Raw genomic sequence first — 19987 nt, forward strand, 5'->3', positions numbered from 1 at the left:
CCTCCTTTAAAAATGAATCGCTTTTCCATCAACAGCAAGCGCTGCTTCCATCATCGCCTCTGACAGCGTCGGATGCGGATGAATTGTGTGAGCAATTTCCCACGGTGTCGCATCAAGCACACGTGCTAATCCAGCTTCGGAAATCATATCTGTGACGTGCGGACCAACCATATGCACGCCGAGCAAATCGTCTGTTTTTGCATCAGCAACAATTTTTACAAACCCTTCAGCTTCTCCGTATACAAGCGCTTTTCCAATCGCTTTGAAAGGGAATTTGCCGACTTTCACGTCATATCCTTTTGCCTTCGCCTCTTCTTCTGTCAAACCTACACTTGCTGCCTCCGGACGACTATAAATACATTTTGGCACCATCGCATAATCAAGCGGATGAACTTCTTTTCCAGCAAGATGCTCAATCGCAATAATCCCTTCATGTGAAGCGACATGAGCAAGCTGTAAGCCACCGATCACATCGCCAATGGCGTAAATATGTTTTTCTTTTGTTTGATAGTATTCATTCGTTTGAATAAAGCCTTTTTCAATGACAATGTCAGTATTTTCTAATCCGATACCTTCAATATTTGCTTGACGTCCAACGGAAACGAGCATTTTGTCTGCTGTAAACGTTTCATTTTGTCCGTTGATTTCTGCTTGAATGCGGACACCATTTTCAACAACGAGTGTGTCAGGCAATACTTTTGCTTTTGTAACGATGCGTACACCACGTTGTTTTAATATTTTTTCAATTTCTTTGGAGACATCGCGATCTTCTGTTGGCAAAATACGATCTGCATATTCAATGACCGTAACATCCACGCCAAAGTCATTCAACATCGATGCCCATTCGATGCCAATGACGCCACCACCGACAATAATGATCGAAGATGGCAACGTCTCCATACGCAATGCTTCATCTGACGTCATAACGAATTGACCGTCAATGGTTAAGCCAGGCAACGTACGTGGACGGGAACCTGTTGCAATAACAACATACTTCGGCACAAGCATTTCATTTTCCGTTCCATCATTCATCTCAACTGAAATCGTTCCCGGCATTGGTGAAAAAATGGATGGGCCTAGAATGCGTCCCGTTCCTTCATATACATCGATTTTCCCTTTTTTCATTAACATGTGGATGCCTTTATGCAGTTGATCAATAATGGCTTGTTTGCGCGATTGCACTTTAGCAAAATCTAAACGCACCTCGCTAGCAAGTACACCAAACGTTTCACTTTCTTTCGTTTGTGCATACACTTCCGCGCTCCGTAATAATGCTTTGCTTGGAATACATCCCGCATGCAAACACGTTCCACCAAGCTTTCCTTTTTCTACAACTGCTGTTTTTAAACCGAGCTGAGCAGCGCGAATCGCAGCGACATATCCGCCCGTTCCGCCCCCAAGTATGACTACATCGTATTCTTTTGCCATCGTTTCATCCCCTTAAACCGTTGTTTTGACCGCTTGTGGATATTGTTTCGCTTCTTCTTCTCCGCGCAATACGCGAAGCGCCCCTTCAGCAAGCGCCTGCAGTTCATTCTCTCCTGGTTGCACGATAACATCGGCAATCCATTGTACGCGATCCGCAATTTCTTTCACAAACTGTTTTCCGTATGCTAAACCGCCCGTTAAAATAATGGCATCAACTTTTCCTGATAATACTGCGCTTGCAGCTCCAATTTCTTTCGCTACTTGATATGCCATCGCACTGTAAATGAGCTTCGCCTTTTCGTCGCCATTTTCAATCATTTTTTCGACTTTCACCGCATCGTTCGTCCCTAAATAGCCAACGAGCCCCCCGCCACCAACGAGCATGCGCATAATTTCCTCACGATAATATTCACCAGAGAAACAGAGAGAAACGAGATCACCCGCTGGCACAGTACCGGCACGTTCAGGGCTAAACGGACCTTCTCCGTCCAATCCGTTGTTGACATCAATAACGCGTCCGCGTTGATGTGCACCAACTGTAATACCCCCGCCCATATGCGCGACGATGAAATTGACCTCCTCATATGTTTTTCCCATTTGTTTAGCAACACGACGCGCTACTGCTTTTTGATTTAACGCGTGGAAAATGCTTCGACGCTCAATTAATGAAAATCCAGAAACGCGAGCAATCGGGTCAAGTTCATCTACAACGACTGGATCGACGATAAACGCTGGAATGTTTAATGCTGAAGCAATTTCATGCGCTAAAATTCCACCGAGATTCGAAGCGTGCTGACCGGAATAGCCACGCTTTAAATCTTGTAGCATCGCCTCATTGACAGCATATGTGCCACCTTCAATCGGACGAAGTAAGCCACCGCGTCCGCATACTGCGTCGAGCTTAGAAATATTAATTCCTTCATGGTCAAGCGTTTCTAAAATCGTTTGTTTGCGAAATTCGTATTGGTCAATAATTTTTTTGTACGCTCGTAACGCTTCTGTATCATGACGAATCGTTTTTTCTAAAATGGAGCGCTCGTTATCAAAGACGCCAATTTTCGTTGACGTCGATCCCGGATTAATGACTAAGATGCGAAATGAATGTTCCTGCAATGTGTAACCCTCCATTTTTATCATCGACGAAGCGAGAACATACGTCCTCGCTTCATTGCATATTTTTAGCGCGTACGGCGACGGCTTAAAATGTGTTGACCGTTTTGTAAAAATTGGCTACGTGATTGACGCATTTTCGCAATGCGTTCTTCAGCTAAACGGTCGGCTGCTTGGTATGTTGGAATGCCGTCACGTTTCGCAATTTCGATGACTTTTTCAATATTGTTATAAATTTGTTCAACTTTTTTCATCGCACGTTCGCGGTTGTATCCATATAACTCATCCGCTACGTTAATGACGCCACCCGCGTTAATGACGTAGTCTGGCGCATAAACGATACCCATTTCATGAATGATGTCTCCATGTCTTGCTTCACGCAATTGATTGTTCGCAGCACCAGCAATAACTTTTGCTTTCAATTGCGGAATTGTTTGGTCGTTAATAATTCCTCCAAGCGCACATGGAGCAAAAATGTCGCATTGCACACTATAAATATCGTTCGGGTCTACCGCTTGCGCCCCAAATTCTTCAACAACGCGTTGCACTGCCTCTTTATTAATGTCTGTAACGATCAGCTTCGCTCCTTCTTCATGAAGATGACGGCATAAATTGTAAGCAACATTACCAACACCTTGTACCGCGATCACTTTTCCTTCAAGCGAATCGCTACCAAATGCTTCTTTTGCCGCTGCTTTCATACCGCGATACACGCCGTATGCAGTAACCGGAGAAGGATTTCCAGATGAACCAAACGCTGGTGAAATACCTGTCACATAATCCGTTTCTTCGTAAATAATGTCCATATCAGCAACCGTTGTACCAACGTCTTCCGCTGTAATATAACGGCCATTTAACCCTTGAATGAAGCGACCGAACGCACGGAACATCGCTTCGTTTTTATCTTTACGCGGATCCCCAATGATAACCGCTTTTCCACCGCCAAGATTTAATCCAGCTGCTGCGTTTTTGTATGTCATCCCACGCGCTAAACGAAGCGCATCTTCAATGGCTGCATCTTCTGATTCATACATCCACATGCGCGTACCGCCTAACGCTGGTCCAAGCGTTGTATCGTGAATCGCAATGATCGCTTTTAATCCTGATTCTTTATCTTGGCAAAATACTAATTGCTCATAGTCGTATTGTTCCATATATTTAAAAATCTCCATCTTTCGTTCCCCCTTGTTATTTGTTCGTTGCGCAAATGGCTAGTGCTAGCGAGTATAATTTACTTTCTGCTGAATCTGCGCGAGATGTTAATACAATAGGTGCTTTTGCACCAGCAATCATCGCCCCTACTTGCGCGCGGGCAAAGTACACGAGTGATTTATATAGCACATTTCCCGTTTCAATGTTCGGCACAACTAAAATATCCGCATGTCCTGCTACCGAACTTTGAATGCCTTTATGTTGCGCTGATTCAACGGAAATGGCGTTATCTAAAGCGAGCGGTCCATCGACGATGCAATCTTTCAACTGTCCGCGTTGATTCATAAGAGACAATGCGGCTGCATCAATCGTTGCCGGCATCGCTGGATTAACGACTTCAACGGCGGCGAGTGGTGCAACTTTCGGCATATGGATGCCAATTGCTTTTGCCACTTGTACTGCGTTCATAATAATTTCTGTTTTTTGTTGTAAATCAGGTGCGATATTCATCGCTGCGTCAGTAACAAGAATAGGACGTTCATAATGCGGCACATCAAATACAGCAACATGCGATAAAACACGGCCTGTACGAAGTCCATATTCTTTATTTAGCACCGCCTTTAAAATCGTTGCTGTCGGTACGTTCCCTTTCATCAAGACACTTGCTTCCTTTTCATGCACCGCTTTCACAGCCATATGGGCTGCTTCTTCGTTTGTCGAAGCGTGAACGATGCGGATAGCGTCGTGACCGACATCTTGGACGTGTTCAGCAACGAGGCGTGATAAAACGGATTCATCGCCATATAAGATAAATCGCCCGAATCCTGCTTGTAGCGCTTGTGCGACCGCTTTTAACACTTCTTCGTCTTCTGCTGCCGCAACAGCTACCGTTGCTTCAGGAAATTGGGTTGCTTTGGTGACCAACGATTGTAGCTTCATCTCATCTGCTCAACCCCTTTGTTTTTTCGTCACCTTTTATTCTTGCAAAAAGTGTGCCAACTTCTTTTTGATTGAAAACGCTTTACTTTTATTTGTTTTTTATTGCAGATTTTTGCATACTATGAACATTATTGCATGCTTTTTTTATCAAGTCCATACTTTTCAAGTTTGTAATATAAATTTCGAATAGAAATGCCAAGCTGTTTGGCAGCTGCCGTTTTATTCCCTTGACATGATTGCAAAACACGTTCAATCACTTTGGCTTCATATTGTTCCACAAGCACCGCTAACGGTTTGTGCACAGCCGATGATTCGTGTGATGAAACATGTTCTTGCTCCTTCGGCTTATGCAACAATGAAATATGTTTACGCTCAATGATGACTTCGTTATATTTCATAAAAATCATGGCGCGCCCTAATACGTTTTCTAACTCACGCACATTGCCTGGCCAATCGTAAGAGAGTAAATATGCGAGCGCATCATCTGTAATCCCTTCCACATTACGTCCATAGTCTTGATTTAGTTTTTGTATGAGTCGTTCACATAAAGCTGGAATATCTTGCTTTCGAGCACGTAGCGGTGGGATGTAAATCGGCATGCGATTTAACCGATAGTATAAGTCTTCACGAAAAGTCCCATCGGCAATCGCTTTTTCGAGGTGAACATTTGTTGCTGCAATGACACGTACATTAATCGGAATCGGCTTTGTGCCACCGACGCGCACAATTTCTTTTTCTTGCAGCACCCGTAATAGTTTGGCTTGCATATTAGCGGATAACTCGCCAATCTCATCTAAAAAAATGCTTCCGTTGTTTGCCTCTTCAAATAGTCCCTTTTTTCCTCCGCGTCTTGCACCAGAAAACGCCCCTTCCTCATAACCAAACAATTCGCTTTCAAGTAGTGACTCAGAAATGGCAGCGCAATTGACGCGAACGAATTTGTGATATTTTCGATCACTCGCATTATGAATAGCATGTGCAAACAATTCTTTTCCTGTCCCGGATTCGCCACGAAGCAAAATGGTTGCTGGTGTTTTCGCTGCCAACTTCGCTTGTTCAATCGCTAACATCATTTCCTCAGACGTGCCAACGATGTCATCAAATGAATATTTCGCCTCTAGCGTACGAATAATTTGACGAGCGCGCTGTAACTCAGAGGTCAACTGTTCAATTTCAGATACATCATGAATGACACCGACGCTCCCTTTTAATACCCCATCAACGATAATGGGGGCTACATTCACGACGACATCTCGCTTTTTCGGTCCGACTTTCATGCGCGCACCTCTTACTGGTCGTCGCGTTTTTAACACTTTCATATGCATGCTTTCCCCTTCTGAAATATCCGCTGTCGCCGGTTTTCCGATCACTTCTTCTTCTGATAAGCCTGTTAGCTTTGTATACGCTGGGTTAATTAAAATACCATTGCCATATTCATCAACAACGGAGATCGCTTCTTCAGAAGAATGAATAATGGCTTCTAACATCGTGCGAATTTCTTTTAAATTTGTTACTTCTTCTGCCAAATGGACAACTTCTGTAATATCTTTAAATACCGCAAAAGCGCCAAACAATTTGCCGTTTTCATCGATTAACGGAATACGTGTCGTAATCATTTTTTTCCCGTTTTCTAATAACAATTCTTGATTCAACTCGACTTCTCTTGTCTGTAATACGCGTGGCAATCCGCTAGCTGGAATGACATGCAAAATATGTGATCCTATAACTTCCTTTTTCCTTTTTCCAATCATCTTCTCTGCACTTGGATTCATATGCGTTACAAAACCACGTTCATCAATAACAACCATTCCATCATGTGTGGAGTTAAAAATCAAATCGTGCTTTGTTGTCGCTGTTTTTAACGTAGCAATAAGTTGTTCTTTTTCTTCGACAAGTTGTGCAATAATATAGGCAATATCACCCGGAATGACGACCGTATGCGCAGCGCTTGCTTTACGCAACGTAGTAAACACTTCGTCGTCTCCTGTGACTTCAACAATGATGTCGATGTCGTCCGTTAACACATCACGCCAATGGTTGCTCGTTTGAATACCCATGTCACGCGCAGCCTTTATCCCTGGCGCATCGTCGTTTCGATCGACAATCGCCACAACATCCATCAGTTTTGTTTCATGAAACATTTTTAATAGCGCACTTCCACCTTTGCCTGCCCCGACAATTAATACTTTTTTCATTCCCATCACCTATTCGTTTGCAATTTTTTGCAGACGCTTTCATCATACATTGTTTTTCTCTTCTTGACAAACCATCAAAAACATTTATGATGAAAACAGAACAAACGGAAAGGGTTTTGTTTTATGCAACGAATGATCGCCCTACTTATTTTACTTGTTCCCGGATTTATAGCAGCATTGGGAATTAAATGGATGCGTGATACAATATTCGGTATTTTACACGCACCTATTCCTTCACTTATTGTCCAGTTTTTGCTTGGCTTATTTTGTTTTCTTGTCGGTCTTGGCTTTATTGCAGGATTTATTTTGCATCGCGATCGAAAACGAAATAAAGTGCAACCACGCTTCCAAAAAAAGAAACGCTTCGATTCAGAGTGATCGAAGCGTTTTTTCGCGTACGTTTTGCGCTTTTTCTGGAAAATCGGTAAATATACCATCTACTTCATATTGAAACATCGTTTTCATCAACTCTTCTTTATTGATCGTAAAAGGACGGACGAGCAAATGATGAGCGTGAGCCGCTTCAACAAACGATCGATTTACAGTTGGGTGATACGGATGAAGCGCTAGCGCCTGTAACGTATGAGCGTAGCTCCACGGCCGATGCAACTTTTCCATATATAGTAGCGCTGTTTCAATATGGGGAGCCAATTGGTGACATGTTGCCATACTTTCGTGGTTGAACGAGGAAAAAATGACACGCGATGCTAAATCGTATCGTTCAACGAGTTCAATCACTTTTTCTTCTAACCGTTCATAAGGGATCAGGTTGTTTTTTAGTTCAATATTGATGAGTAACGACGTGTTTTTCGCCCACTCAAGCACTTCTTGTAACGATGGAATGGGACAAAAGCCGTATTTTTTAAATTTATAATTAGCATTTAATTTCCGTAATTGCCGATACGTCATCTGTCCTACCCATCCTGTTCCGTCTGTCGTTCGATTCACTGTTTCATCATGAATGACGACAACCACACCGTCTCTCGAGAGTTGTACATCAAGTTCAATTCCGTCCGCTTCCACACGTGCCGCTTCCATAAACGAAATCATCGTATTTTCTGGATGCGTTCCTGCTGATCCACGATGAGCAAAAATATGTGTCATCCTTTTCCCACCTTAAAAAATGTTTTATACTTAACGTATGAAAGGAGTGAAATGTATGCGACCGTTACAAATTTCGTTAGAAACCGCCCAAAAGCTAGCAAAAGCATTAAATGTCCCACTAGAACAAATTATGCACATGCCTCAGCACATATTAATCCAAAAGTTACTTGAAATCGAAAAAAAGGAACAACAAAAAAGGTAGCCGTTCGACTACCTTATTTTTATTAGCTCGCTTTATGTTCAAGTCTTAGCCGATCAGCGACCATCGCAATAAATTCGGAATTTGTCGGTTTCGCTTTCGACATGCTGACAGTATGACCAAACAAAGAGGAAATGGATTCTAAATTACCGCGACTCCACGCGACTTCGATCGCATGACGAATCGCTCGCTCAACGCGACTAGCTGTCGTATTGTATTTTTTCGCAATGTCTGGGTAAAGCACTTTTGTAATTGATCCAAGCAATTCAACATCGTTGTATACCATCGCAATCGCTTCACGCAAATATAAATATCCTTTAATGTGCGCAGGAACGCCAATTTCGTGAATAATGCTCGTAATGCTTGCGTCTAAATTTTTCGGTTTTCCGTCACGAATTGGCGCAAGAAGCGGTCGTTTGAATACGGCTGGTTTTTTGCCACATACGTGGCGAATTTGATTGACTAAATGCTCAATGTCAAACGGTTTTAAAATGAAGTAAGAAGCGCCAAGTTCAACTGCTTTTTTCGTTACATCTTCTTGCCCAAATGCCGTGAGCATGATTACGTTCGGTAATGGCTGTTTAATCATGCGCAGCTTTTCTAATACAGCCAAACCGTCTAAATGCGGCATAATAATGTCAAGAACGAGGACATCAGGATCGCGATCGCGCAGCAACTGCAAGCAATCTTGTCCGTTATATGCAACGCCAATAACTTCCATATCCCCTTGGCTTGTAATGTATTCTTCAAGCAAATGCACTAACTCACGATTATCATCTACAATGCACACTTTGATTGTACTCACGAAATCCTTCCTCCCTAAAGCAATGATCTTTTGTCACATACGTGCTTAATTCGACGTAATAGACAAAAATCCTTTTTCCTTCACAAAATTAGTCAAATAATTTATATTTTTCATAAAGTATTCGTACACGCTGTTTCTTTCATTTTACACTATATGTTTACATCGTGTCATGATAAAATATGACAAATTGCGTGGAAAAACAAAAAGCAAGCTAATATCAGCTCGCTTTTTGTTCGTTTCGATCATAAATGTTAATTCCAGCTTCATGCAACATCCATTCAATGTGCACGCCGTAGCCGGATGTCGGATCGTTAACAAACACGTGTGTCACAGCCCCAACAAGTTTTCCATCTTGAATAATCGGGCTTCCACTCATCCCTTGAACGATTCCACCCGTTTTTTCTAACAGTCGTGGATCGGTTACTTTGATGACCATTCCTTTTGTAGCTGGGAATTTTTGCGGTGTCACACTAACGATTTCAACATCAAACGCTTCCACCCGATCTTGCTCGACGACGGTTAATATTTTTGCTGGACCTTTTTTTACGTCTGTCGACAGAGCAATGGGCATCGGTTTGTCAAAAATACCATTTTGAATCGGTTTTGAGAGTTTACCAAAAATACCGAACGGGCTGTTCGTTTTAATGTCACCAATCACTTGTTTATCGGCCGAAAATCTCGCCAGTTTTTCACCAGGACTTCCGTTTCTTCCTTTATCGATCGCCGTCACTGTCGACTTAACAATCGTTCCATCCCGAACGACAATCGGCTTTTTCGTATCCATGTCGGAGATGACATGCCCGAGTGCTCCATATATGTTTGATTTCGGATCGAAAAACGTCATTGTTCCAATTCCTGCTGCTGAGTCGCGAATGTATAATCCGATACGATACGCCTGATCGTGCTTATCTTTCAACGGAGTCAGTGTTGTTTCAAACGTATGGTGATCACGAGCAACGGTTAATCGTAAAGGTTTACCCGTTCTTCCCGCCTCTTCAATGAATGGAGAAACATCCGTCATTTTTTCGATTTTTTGTCCGTTAATGTGGGTAATCGCGTCCCCTATTTGAATGCCAGCCTTCTCCCCGGGAGATTGTTTTCCTTGTTCCGTCTCCACTAAATGGTGACCGACGACAAGAACGCCAATCGTATTTAACTTCACGCCGATCGATTGACCACCGGGAACAACTTTGAAATCTGGCAATACTTTTACATTTACTTGTTTAATTGGAAATCCTGCCATTTGTAAAATGACATCGCTTTCTCCAACATGTTCTCCACTAATCGCTAATTTTTCTTTTTGTCGAACAGAAACAGCGTTTGTCGTTATCGCATGAGCAGAACCGAACACAGGCACATGAGCCGTTTGTCCTTGAAATAATACAATTTGTTTTGGAATATTTACATACTTTTGAAATGGTGTTGCCATACTTAGAACGATAAAAGAAACAAGGAGAAATGCACCTATTCCTTTTCTTAACTTGTCAAAATTCAAATGTCTTCACTCTCCTCGTTCCTACGTACACACCGAATCCTACACTATTTAATGTTGCCTGAAACGAATGAAATATAACCGGATAAAATGAAAAAAACAATGTCAATGTTGGTATTTATGTTGTTTCGTTTTTGATCTTTTTAGCTAATTGCAATAACTCACGTGCATGCTGTTTCGTTAAGTCTGTAATCTCCACTCCAGAAATCATACGGCTAATTTCGTTAATTTTTTCTTGTTCGTTTAACGCTTCCACCGTTGTTGTTGTCCGTCCATCCTTCGTTTCTTTTGCAATAAATAAATGCGTATCCGCCATCGCTGCCACTTGTGGTAAGTGCGAAATGCATAATACTTGCGAATGGCGTGCCACGCGATAAATTTTTTCCGCAATGGCTTGAGCGACGCGACCGCTTACACCGGTATCGACTTCATCAAAAATAATAGATGTGACACCTTGATGTTTAGAGAAAATGCTCTTTAAGGCAAGCATCATGCGCGATAATTCTCCACCTGATGCAACTTTGGCAAGCGGTTTTAACGGTTCCCCTGGATTCGTTGAAATGTAAAACTCCACTTCGTCCATTCCGTCTGCTTGCAACTTTACAGGCGTTCCGTCAAGCAATGGATCATCGTACGTTCCTTGCCTTTTTCGAAAAACAACATCAAACGTCGTTTTTTCCATGTATAAATCTTTTAGTTCTTGATGAATGTCGTCGATCAGTTGTTTCGCATATTGCATACGCAATTCGCTTATATGTTTCGCTTCAACTAATAAATCAGCCGTAATGGATTGAAGTTCGGTCTGCAATTTATGAATATGATCATCGCGGTGTTGAATCGTTTCAATTTCTTCTTCCACTTTCGCCGCATATTCTAAGATGTCACGTACTGTTTGGCCGTATTTGCGTTTCAAATGGTTAATTTCATTTAAGCGACTTTCAATTTCATCAAGTCGAAGCGGATCGTATTCTAATTGATCTAATTGCTCACGCAGTTGATGAGCCACTTCTTCTAACAAATAATAACAGTTCGATACAACTTCTTGGGCTTGTTTCAACGATGAATCGATTTCGCTCACATGATCTAAATGATTCATCGCTAATCCAATCCAATCAAGTCCGCGTTGCTCCCCGTAAAGCGCTTCATAGCTACTTTGTAACGCCTCGTATATTTTCTGGAAGTTAACGATTTTTCGCCGCTCTTCCATTAGCTGTTCATCTTCATCTAACTGTAGCTCTGCTTTTTGAATTTCATCTAACTGAAAAGTTAATAAATCTAAACGATGCGCCATTTGTTGCTCATTTTCATTTAACTTTTGCAGTTGACGCTTGACTCGCTCGTATGCCGCATATAAAGCTTTATATTCCTCTAATGCGTCACGAATACGCTCGCCTCCATATTCATCTAATAAATATAAATGCTTATTTTCATCAAGCAATTCTTGATGCTCATGTTGTCCGTGAATATCTACAAGTGTGGAGCCAATTTCACGCAATGTCGCGATCGTGACTAATTTTCCGTTTACGCGACAGACGCTTTTTCCGTTTATCGTTAGCTCCCGACGAAGCACAATCATCCCATCGCTTATATCGATGCCAAGCTCGGCACATTTGCTGTAACACGGGTGATCATCTTGTTCAAGCAAAAAAAGACCTTCGATTTCTGCTTTTGTTTCACCGTATCGAACAAATTCTGCTGAGCCGCGTCCGCCAATTAACAAATGAATGGCATCAATAATAATGGATTTTCCCGCTCCCGTTTCTCCAGTTAAAACGGTTAATCCTTTTTCAAACGAAAGCGAAAGGGATTCAATAATGGCAAAATTTTTGATAGATAACTCCGCTAACATCTTACGCTCACACCTTTATTACAGCATGTCCAACAATCGTTTTGAAATAACTTCTGTATCTTCTGGCGTGCGGCAAATAATTAAGCAAGTATCATCACCACAAATCGTGCCAACAATTTCATCCCATTCTAAATGATCGAGCAGTACACCGATAGCATGCGCATTTCCCGGCAGCGTTTTCATAACGAGCAGGTGACCTGCTCCATCAATTTTTACAAATGCATCCATGAGCGCTCGTTTTAACTTTTGGAGCGGATTAAATCGTTGATCGGCAGGTAAGCTATATTTATATCGCCCATCCATCATCGGCACTTTTACTAAATGAAGTTCTTTAATGTCACGAGACACCGTTGCTTGCGTGACGTTAAAACCTTCTTTGCGCAACATATCAACAAGCTCATCTTGTGTTTCAATATCATGATTTGAAATAATTTCACGAATTTTAATATGACGTTGTCCTTTATTCAACGAAAACACCTCTTTCGTGTGTATAACATATGCATATTTATACTTCTATGTTACCGAACGACAGACGAGCAAACAAGAGGGAATAACCGATCGTTATTCCCCCGCATGTTCTTTATTTTCTTTCAACTCGCCGTGTGCCCTGGCAACTACTTCTTCTGGAGAAACAGTCAAGCGATTTTCTCCTACTTCTTCTTTGCCTTCCCAACGTAAATGAAGCAAAAATTCAATATTTCCGTCACCGCCTGTAATCGGCGAGTGGGTTAGCCCAATAATGTCGTACCCTTCTTGTTGCGCAAATGCAGTAATTGTTTCAAGTACGTGCACATGAACACGTGCATCGCGGACAATCCCCTTTTTTCCGACAAACTCTTTTCCCGCTTCAAATTGCGGTTTGACTAAAGCAACGATATCGCTATGCGGCACTAAAATCGTTTTTAAGACGGGTAAAATTAATTTTAATGAAATAAACGACACATCGATCGTTGCAAAGTTTGGTAAGCCGTGTTGAAAATCACTCGGCGTCACATAACGAAAGTTCGTCCGCTCCATGACTACAACACGTTCATCTTGGCGCAGTTTCCATGCGAGCTGATTGTATCCCACATCAAGAGCGTACGACAACTTCACTCCATTTTGCAACGCACAGTCCGTAAATCCGCCTGTCGATGCACCAATGTCAACCATAATCTTATCTTTTACTTCAAGCGCGAACATTTGTAACGCTTTTTCAAGTTTTAGCCCACCGCGACTTACATACGGTAGCGCATTTCCTTTCACCGTTAGCGGAATGTCCACGGGAACTTTTTCCCCTGGTTTGTCAAGCCGCATTTCGTTTGAATACACAAGGCCAGCCATAATTGTTCGCTTCGCCTTTTCGCGCGTTTCAGCCAATCCGCGTTCGACAAGCAATACATCTAAACGTTCTTTCTTCCCTTTCATCTCTCATGCCCTTTTTCTTTTTTTCGGAGTTAATAAACAAATTCGTTCCATTACATGTTCTGTCGTTAGTCCAATTTCTTCAAGAAGTTGCGACACACCGCCATGTTCAATAAAACGGTCCGGAATGCCCATTCGATCAATAATCGCCCCATGATACCCGTGATCATGAGCAAATTCAATTACAGCACTACCAAATCCACCTTGAAGTACCGCTTCTTCAATCGTAAGTAACGGCATGTTTTGTTGTAGTAGCGTATGCAACATCGCTTCATCAAGCGGCTTAATAAAACGGGCGTTGACAACTTGTACAGAAATGCCTTCATTTGCAAGACGTTCAGCTGCTTGAAGCGCCATCAGAATCGTCGTACCGAACGTTAGAATGGCGGCGTCTGTTCCTTCACGCAACACTTCCCACGTACCGATCGGAATTTTTTTCAATTGCTTATCCATCGGTACACCAAGACCATTACCACGTGGAAAACGCATCGCAATCGGACCGTCATCGTATTGAATGGCTGTATATACCATATGTTGCCCCTCATTTTCATCTTTTGGCATCATTAACACGATGTTTGGAATGTGGCGTAAAAAGGCGATATCAAACACGCCTTGATGCGTTTCGCCGTCCGCACCGACGAGACCTGCACGGTCAATACCAAGAAACACATTTAAGTTTTGACGGCAAATATCGTGAACAACTTGGTCGTACGCCCGTTGTAAAAATGTTGAATAAATTGCTAAAAACGGTTTCATTCCTTGCGTCGCTAAACCAGCAGCCATCGTGGCAGCATGTTGCTCAGCAATACCGACGTCGTACATACGCTCAGGGAATTCGCTTGCGAACCCTTCTAATTTTGAGCCAACAGGCATCGCAGGCGTAATGGCAACAATGCGATGATCTTCGCGCGCTAATTTGCGCACCGTTTCACTCACAAGCGCACTCCAAGATGGAGCAGATTGCTTTGATTGGATGAAATCACCCGTTTCAATTTTATACGGTCCTGTTCCGTGCCACGTTCCGACTTTGTCGCTTTCCGCTGGGTGATATCCTTTTCCCTTTTTCGTGATGACGTGAACAAGAACAGGCCCTTTCGTCTTTTTTGCATAATGTAAGTTTTCAAATAAGTCTTCAAAGTTATGGCCATCTACCGGTCCAAAGTACGTAAAGCCGAGTTCTTCAAAAAATACGCCTGAAACGAGCAAATATTTAATGCTATCTTTGACACGTTCGGCTGTTGTAGCAAGCTTTCCACCGACAGCTGGAATTTTCTTTAACAACATTTCTAATTCATCTTTTACCCAATGATACTTTCCTGCTGTTCGCAGGCGACCAAGTACATTATGAAGCGCCCCGACGTTTGGAGCAATCGACATTTCGTTATCGTTTAAAATGACAATCATATCTTTTTTCTCATGTCCGATATGGTTTAACGCTTCTAGCGCCATTCCGCCGGTGAGCGCGCCGTCCCCAATGATCGGAACGATATATTCATCCGTTCCTTTTAAGTCGCGCGCAATCGCCATACCCATTGCAGCAGATAACGATGTCGAGCTATGCCCCGTTTCCCATACGTCATGTTCGCTTTCGCTACGTTTTGGAAAGCCGCACAATCCTTTATATTGTCGCAACGTATCAAATTGACTAGCACGCCCAGTTAAAATTTTATGCACATACGACTGATGGCCAACATCCCAAATGAGTTTATCTTTCGGGCTATCAAACACTTTATGAAGCGCAATCGTCAATTCAACGACTCCGAGATTCGGACCAATATGCCCACCTGTTTTCGATAATTTCTCAATTAAAAATTGTCGAATTTGCTCGCTCAATTGAACGAGTTGTTCATTTGACATTTGCTTTAAAAATTTTGGGTTTTGAATCGCTGTAACATCCAACGCGATCACTCTCTTTCATGTAAGCTAAAACCTGATATCATACAATTTTATGTATTTTAATTATACAGATAAACATGTTTGTACGCAAAAAAGAGCCGCTTACACGAACGTGTGAACGGCTAACATTTCTTTTCCACTATACCACATGTTGCTTCTTTCCTCAACGCTATTAATGATCGCGTGTTTCGACAATATCACAAATATAATGTAATAGCGATGCATCAATTTTTGCTTCATCAAGAAGTTTGCGCGCTTCTTTCATATGATCGGAAAGTTTTTTCTTTGCTCCATCAAGCGTCAAAAGAGAAGGATATGTCGATTTATCATTTTCAATATCGCTTCCTACTTTTTTTCCGATCTTTTGTTCGTCTCCTTCAATGTCTAAAATGTCGTCGCGAATTTGAAACGCTAAACCGAGATGATCGGCAAATAATGTTAACAACGTTAATTGTTGTTCTGTTGCTTCACCTAATATCGCACCTGCTCGAACGCTATATTGCAACAACTTTCCAGTTTTATGGCGGTGAATGTATTCTAATTGTTGCAAACTAATTGTTTTTCCTTCTCCTTCAAGGTCGGCTACTTGTCCGCCAACCATTCCTTCGGGTCCAGCTGCTTTTGCTAATTCAGAAATAAGACGAACTTTTACATCCGATGAAATGGTTTTGTCATCTGCAACTACTTGAAAAGCGTATGTCAGTAACGCGTCGCCTGCTAAAATCGCATTCGCTTCACCAAACACTTTATGATTTGTCGGTTTACCCCGCCGTAAATCATCGTTATCCATGCTCGGCAAATCGTCATGAATGAGTGAATACGTATGAATCATTTCAAGCGCACAGGCAACAGACATACCGATGCCAATTGGTTTACGAAACGCATGTAACGTTGAGAGCAACAAAAGAGGGCGAATCCGTTTTCCTCCTGCTCGCAACGAGTAGAGCATCGCTTCTTTAATTGTTTCAGGTGCTTGCAACGATTCAATATACGTCGGTAGCTGCTGTTCGATTTGCTCTTTATATTGTCGCAATAACCGTTCCACATTTATTCCTCCTGCACTGTAAACGGTTCAAGCTGTCCATCTTCCCGTAAAATAAATTCCATTTGTTTTTCCACTTGTTGTAGCTTGTCGTGACAAAACTTCGATAATTTCATGCCCTCTTGAAAAAAATGAATCGCTTCTTCAAGCGGAACGTCCCCTTCTTCTAACTTTTGCACAATTTCTTCAAGTTTGTTCATCGCTTCTTCAAACGTCATACGTTCTCCTCCTCAATATTTGAAACAATACAATGTGCGCGCCCGTCTTGAAAGCGGATATGAACACGATCCCCTGTTTGCAATTGTTTTACTGTCTTAATGAGCGTTTCTTGCTCATCATACGCAAGGCTGTAGCCACGCTCCATAATTTTTAATGGGCTGAGCGCATCGAGCTTCGTCATCGTTGTTACAAGCGACCATTTTTTTTGTTTGATCACATCGTTCATATTACGAACAATTGTTTGTTGTAACGTACGAATGCAATCAGTCGCTTTTTCGATTCGCGATTGTGGATGATGTGCAAACAATGTCAGTTGCAACTGTTGGAGTTTATGTTCTTTTTGTTTTAACATATCGTTCATTTGTCGTTGCAATCGGTCAACAAGCATATCTAACTGCTGCTCTTTTTGTTCGTAAAGTCGTTTCGGATAGCGAAACGCATACGATGAACGCAACGATTGAAGCCGTTTTTGTTCCGCATTTAACCGTTCTTTCGTCGCTCGAATGAGACGAGCTTGTTGGTCGGATACACGCGAAAGCAAATCTGCGACATGCGGCACAGCAAGTTCCGCTGCCCCTGTCGGCGTCGGCGCACGCAAATCCGCAACAAAATCAGCGATTGTATAGTCTGTTTCATGTCCGACGGCAGAAATAATCGGAACGCGCGAGGCAAAAATCGCTCGCGCCACGATTTCTTCGTTAAACGCCCAAAGTTCTTCAATCGAACCTCCACCGCGTCCGACGATGAGCACGTCAATATATCCAATATCATTTGCTTTTTGAATCGATTGAATGATCGATAACGGAGCTTGCTCCCCTTGAACGAGCGTCGGAAATAAGATCACTTTTGCGAGCGGATAGCGGCGGCGAATCGTCGTTAAAATATCGCGAATCGCTGCCCCCGTTGGCGATGTTACAACACCGATATGTTGCGGGAATTTCGGAATCGGCTTTTTATGCTCTTTAGCAAATAGCCCTTCCTGCTCTAGTTTCTTTTTTAACTGCTCATACGCTAAATAAAGCGCACCGACACCATCCGGTTGCATCTCTTTTACGTATACTTGATACGTTCCGCTTGGCTCGTATACGGAAATTTCACCGCGCACAAGCACAGTCATTCCGTTTTCTGGTTTAAATGTTAGCTGGCGATTATACCCTGCGAACATAACGGCTTGAATGCGCGCTTGTTCATCTTTTAACGTAAAGTACATATGTCCACGAGAATGATATGTAAAGTTGGAAATTTCACCTTTAATCCATAAATCTTGCAAATGGGGATCGACTTCAAATTTCCGCTTAATATACTTCGTTAACGCTGCAACCGTTACGTACCTCATCTCTGTCACAAAAACAACCTCGCTTATTTATGTTGTTCACGCGCTGCTTGCACCGTGTTGTGCAACAGCATCGTAATCGTCATCGGTCCGACACCTTTTGGCACAGGAGTAATGTAGCTTGCTATTTGTTTTACATCATCAAAATCGACATCCCCACATAACTTTCCGTTTTCTAGTCGATTCACACCGACGTCGATTACAATTGCTCCTTCTTTCACATATGAAGACGTAATAAGCTTCGGTTTGCCGACCGCAACAATTAAAATATCTGCTTGGCGTGTGATCGCTTCTAAATCGTTTGTTCGGGAATGGCAATACGTGACTGTCGCATGTTCGCGCAAAAATAGTTGACCGACCGGCTTGCCGACGATATTACTTCTCCCAACGACGACGACATGTTTTCCTACAATATCAACTTGCAAAGATTGAACCATATACAAAATACCATACGGTGTACAAGGCAAAAACGTTTGTTGCCCCGTCATCATTCGCCCGACGTTTAACGGATGGAAACCATCGACATCTTTTTCGGGCGCAATCGCTTCAATCACATGTAGCTCATTAATTTGCGGTGGCAACGGCAATTGCACTAAAATGCCGTGTATTGAGCGGTCTTTGTTTAGACGAGCAATTTGCTCTAGCAAAAACGATTCGGATATGTCATTTGGAAAAGTCAGCAAAACAGAACGAATTCCAATTTCTTCACATGCCTTTTGTTTCGCTTTTACGTACGATTGTGAAGCAGGATGATCTCCAACAAGAATAACAGCTAACGCTGGCCCAATACCTTCTCGTTTTAACTGTTCGACTTCTTTTGCTAACTGCGCTCGCTTTTCTTTTGCTAATTCAAAACCGTTAATGATTTGTGCTGCCATAAATCCTTCTCCCCCTTATTCTTTTAAGACAATGTTTCTTTTATTTTTGCAAGCACGCCGTTAATAAAGCGACTTGATTTTTCATCGCCAAATACTTTGGCTAACTCAATAGCTTCATCCATACTTACACTCAATGGGATATCATCCATATATTTCATTTCGAATACAGCCATACGTAAAATCGAGCGATCGACGTTTGCGACACGCTCTAACGTCCATTTTTCTAAATGTTGGCGCAATAAATCATCAATTTCTTTTTGGTATTTAACTACGCCAAAAACAAGCATCTCCATAAACGGATCTGTTTCTTCTTCAATGACGTTCGCAACCGCTTCGTGTGGCTCAATGCCTCCTACGTCAATTTGAAACAATGCTTGTAACGCTTTTTCTCTTGCTGTATGCCGCTTCATGACCAAAACCCTTTCTATCATATTGTCGAAAATTATATCATGATCATAACATATTTCGACGAAAGAAAACACTCACCTATGGAAAAAGGGCGATCCCGTAAACGAGATTGCCCCCTCTTCTTTATTCGACTTCCGATTCTGGTTTCGATGACTCGAATTGAACGCCGACAATATGAACGTTCACTTCAGCTGTCTCTAGCCCTGTCATCGTCAACAATGCTTGACGAACGTTTTCTTGAATTTTTTGTGAGACGGTTGGAATGGACACACCAAAGTTCATGACACAATAAATATCAATGATAATGCCGCGGTCTGTTAAGTCGACTCTTACACCTTTACCGTGATTTTTTTTCCCTAATCGCTCTACAACACCGGCAGCAAAGTTGCCGCGCATTTGTGCTACACCCTCAATTTCAGATGCCGCAATGCCGGCGATGACTTCAATCACTTCCGGTGCAATTTCTACTTTTCCTAGACCGTTATGGCCATTTTCCATTTCTAATACGTGTTCAGACATAACAAATGCCCTCCT

At 42.3% G+C, this 19987-nt stretch carries 20 protein-coding genes; 2 read left to right on the plus strand and 18 right to left on the minus strand.

What is annotated here, in order from left to right:
* Positions 1-6: 6 nt before the first annotated feature.
* The 5 genes from lpdA to BO219_RS05610 all read right to left on the minus strand — a co-directional run bounded on the left by lpdA (position 7) and on the right by BO219_RS05610 (position 6824).
* Positions 7-1428, minus strand: a complete 1422-nt coding sequence (gene lpdA, locus BO219_RS05590; protein ID WP_077428722.1) for a dihydrolipoyl dehydrogenase — start codon at positions 1426-1428, stop codon at positions 7-9.
* Positions 1429-1440: 12 nt separating this feature from the next.
* Positions 1441-2541 (minus strand): butyrate kinase, encoded by a 1101-nt coding sequence (gene buk, locus BO219_RS05595; protein ID WP_035019500.1) that lies wholly within the window; start codon positions 2539-2541, stop codon positions 1441-1443.
* A 65-nt stretch (positions 2542-2606) separates the two neighbouring features.
* Positions 2607-3710, minus strand: coding sequence for a branched-chain amino acid dehydrogenase (bcd, locus tag BO219_RS05600; protein ID WP_012574611.1), 1104 nt, complete (start codon positions 3708-3710; stop codon positions 2607-2609).
* 16 nt (positions 3711-3726) lie between these two features.
* Positions 3727-4629, minus strand: a complete 903-nt coding sequence (gene yqiS, locus BO219_RS05605) for a phosphate butyryltransferase (protein ID WP_077428723.1) — start codon at positions 4627-4629, stop codon at positions 3727-3729.
* Between the two features lie 128 nt (positions 4630-4757).
* Positions 4758-6824: a sigma 54-interacting transcriptional regulator gene (locus BO219_RS05610; RefSeq protein ID WP_077428724.1), complete on the minus strand. Its 2067-nt coding sequence runs from the start codon at positions 6822-6824 to the stop codon at positions 4758-4760.
* Between the two features lie 123 nt (positions 6825-6947).
* On the opposite strand from BO219_RS05610, the gene BO219_RS05615 reads away from it, so the two are divergent.
* Positions 6948-7202 (plus strand): DUF2627 domain-containing protein, encoded by a 255-nt coding sequence (locus BO219_RS05615; RefSeq protein ID WP_077428725.1) that lies wholly within the window; start codon positions 6948-6950, stop codon positions 7200-7202.
* Here BO219_RS05615 and BO219_RS05620 read toward each other — a convergent pair.
* Complete coding sequence (locus BO219_RS05620; protein ID WP_077428726.1) at positions 7194-7928, minus strand: glycerophosphodiester phosphodiesterase; 735 nt, start codon at positions 7926-7928, stop codon at positions 7194-7196. The genes BO219_RS05615 and BO219_RS05620 overlap by 9 nt on opposite strands.
* Positions 7929-7983: 55 nt before the next feature.
* Between BO219_RS05620 and BO219_RS05625 the strand changes: the two genes are divergently transcribed.
* Positions 7984-8130, plus strand: coding sequence for a YycC family protein (locus BO219_RS05625; protein WP_064498956.1), 147 nt, complete (start codon positions 7984-7986; stop codon positions 8128-8130).
* Between the two features lie 22 nt (positions 8131-8152).
* Here BO219_RS05625 and spo0A read toward each other — a convergent pair whose 3' ends face one another.
* The 12 genes from spo0A to BO219_RS05685 all read right to left on the minus strand — a co-directional run bounded on the left by spo0A (position 8153) and on the right by BO219_RS05685 (position 19972).
* A complete protein-coding gene (spo0A, locus tag BO219_RS05630; protein WP_077428727.1) occupies positions 8153-8932 on the minus strand; it encodes a sporulation transcription factor Spo0A in 780 nt (259 codons plus the stop codon).
* 217 nt (positions 8933-9149) lie between these two features.
* The gene (gene spoIVB, locus BO219_RS05635; protein WP_077428728.1) at positions 9150-10427 is read right to left on the minus strand and encodes a SpoIVB peptidase; all 1278 of its coding nucleotides are present in this window, start codon (positions 10425-10427) and stop codon (positions 9150-9152) included.
* A 115-nt stretch (positions 10428-10542) separates the two neighbouring features.
* Positions 10543-12273, minus strand: a complete 1731-nt coding sequence (recN, locus tag BO219_RS05640) for a DNA repair protein RecN (protein WP_077428729.1) — start codon at positions 12271-12273, stop codon at positions 10543-10545.
* A gap of 18 nt (positions 12274-12291) precedes the next feature.
* Positions 12292-12741, minus strand: a complete 450-nt coding sequence (ahrC, locus tag BO219_RS05645; protein WP_004889608.1) for a transcriptional regulator AhrC/ArgR — start codon at positions 12739-12741, stop codon at positions 12292-12294.
* 93 nt (positions 12742-12834) lie between these two features.
* Positions 12835-13680: a TlyA family RNA methyltransferase gene (locus BO219_RS05650; protein ID WP_004889606.1), complete on the minus strand. Its 846-nt coding sequence runs from the start codon at positions 13678-13680 to the stop codon at positions 12835-12837.
* A 3-nt stretch (positions 13681-13683) separates the two neighbouring features.
* Positions 13684-15576, minus strand: a complete 1893-nt coding sequence (dxs, locus tag BO219_RS05655) for a 1-deoxy-D-xylulose-5-phosphate synthase (protein ID WP_077428730.1) — start codon at positions 15574-15576, stop codon at positions 13684-13686.
* A 169-nt stretch (positions 15577-15745) separates the two neighbouring features.
* Positions 15746-16618 (minus strand): polyprenyl synthetase family protein, encoded by an 873-nt coding sequence (locus tag BO219_RS05660; protein ID WP_077428731.1) that lies wholly within the window; start codon positions 16616-16618, stop codon positions 15746-15748.
* A 2-nt stretch (positions 16619-16620) separates the two neighbouring features.
* Positions 16621-16833 carry an exodeoxyribonuclease VII small subunit gene (locus tag BO219_RS05665; protein ID WP_004889602.1) on the minus strand — a complete coding sequence of 71 codons (213 nt, stop codon included), beginning with the start codon at positions 16831-16833 and terminating at the stop codon, positions 16621-16623.
* The gene (gene xseA, locus BO219_RS05670) at positions 16830-18170 is read right to left on the minus strand and encodes an exodeoxyribonuclease VII large subunit (protein WP_198936661.1); all 1341 of its coding nucleotides are present in this window, start codon (positions 18168-18170) and stop codon (positions 16830-16832) included. The genes BO219_RS05665 and xseA overlap by 4 nt, the downstream gene beginning before the upstream one ends.
* Before the next feature lie 23 nt (positions 18171-18193).
* Positions 18194-19045 carry a bifunctional methylenetetrahydrofolate dehydrogenase/methenyltetrahydrofolate cyclohydrolase FolD gene (gene folD / locus BO219_RS05675; protein ID WP_077428733.1) on the minus strand — a complete coding sequence of 284 codons (852 nt, stop codon included), beginning with the start codon at positions 19043-19045 and terminating at the stop codon, positions 18194-18196.
* Between the two features lie 23 nt (positions 19046-19068).
* Entirely contained in the window at positions 19069-19455 is a 387-nt protein-coding gene (gene nusB / locus BO219_RS05680) for a transcription antitermination factor NusB (RefSeq protein ID WP_004889599.1), read from the minus strand.
* 121 nt (positions 19456-19576) lie between these two features.
* Positions 19577-19972 (minus strand): Asp23/Gls24 family envelope stress response protein, encoded by a 396-nt coding sequence (locus tag BO219_RS05685; RefSeq protein ID WP_077428734.1) that lies wholly within the window; start codon positions 19970-19972, stop codon positions 19577-19579.
* Between the last annotated feature and the right edge of the window lie 15 nt (positions 19973-19987).

The sequence above is a fragment of the Anoxybacillus kestanbolensis genome, assembly GCF_001996285.1.
GTDB lineage: Bacteria > Bacillota > Bacilli > Bacillales > Anoxybacillaceae > Anoxybacillus > Anoxybacillus kestanbolensis_A.

Bases quoted from the DNA above. Each gene is read 5' to 3' on its own strand.
- lpdA (WP_077428722.1), bottom strand. From the start codon at position 1,428: ATGGCAAAAGAATACGATGTAGTCATACTTGGGGGCGGAACGGGCGGA.
- BO219_RS05610 (WP_077428724.1), bottom strand. From the start codon at position 6,824: ATGAAAAAAGTATTAATTGTCGGGGCAGGCAAAGGTGGAAGTGCGCTA.
- bcd (WP_012574611.1), bottom strand. From the start codon at position 3,710: ATGGAGATTTTTAAATATATGGAACAATACGACTATGAGCAATTAGTA.
- BO219_RS05620 (WP_077428726.1), bottom strand. From the start codon at position 7,928: ATGACACATATTTTTGCTCATCGTGGATCAGCAGGAACGCATCCAGAA.
- xseA (WP_198936661.1), bottom strand. From the start codon at position 18,170: ATGAGGTACGTAACGGTTGCAGCGTTAACGAAGTATATTAAGCGGAAA.
- yqiS (WP_077428723.1), bottom strand. From the start codon at position 4,629: ATGAAGCTACAATCGTTGGTCACCAAAGCAACCCAATTTCCTGAAGCA.
- BO219_RS05615 (WP_077428725.1), top strand. From the start codon at position 6,948: ATGCAACGAATGATCGCCCTACTTATTTTACTTGTTCCCGGATTTATA.
- recN (WP_077428729.1), bottom strand. From the start codon at position 12,273: ATGTTAGCGGAGTTATCTATCAAAAATTTTGCCATTATTGAATCCCTT.
- BO219_RS05685 (WP_077428734.1), bottom strand. From the start codon at position 19,972: ATGTCTGAACACGTATTAGAAATGGAAAATGGCCATAACGGTCTAGGA.
- BO219_RS05650 (WP_004889606.1), bottom strand. From the start codon at position 13,680: ATGAAAGGGAAGAAAGAACGTTTAGATGTATTGCTTGTCGAACGCGGA.
- BO219_RS05625 (WP_064498956.1), top strand. From the start codon at position 7,984: ATGCGACCGTTACAAATTTCGTTAGAAACCGCCCAAAAGCTAGCAAAA.
- folD (WP_077428733.1), bottom strand. From the start codon at position 19,045: ATGGCAGCACAAATCATTAACGGTTTTGAATTAGCAAAAGAAAAGCGA.
- BO219_RS05665 (WP_004889602.1), bottom strand. From the start codon at position 16,833: ATGACGTTTGAAGAAGCGATGAACAAACTTGAAGAAATTGTGCAAAAG.
- nusB (WP_004889599.1), bottom strand. From the start codon at position 19,455: ATGAAGCGGCATACAGCAAGAGAAAAAGCGTTACAAGCATTGTTTCAA.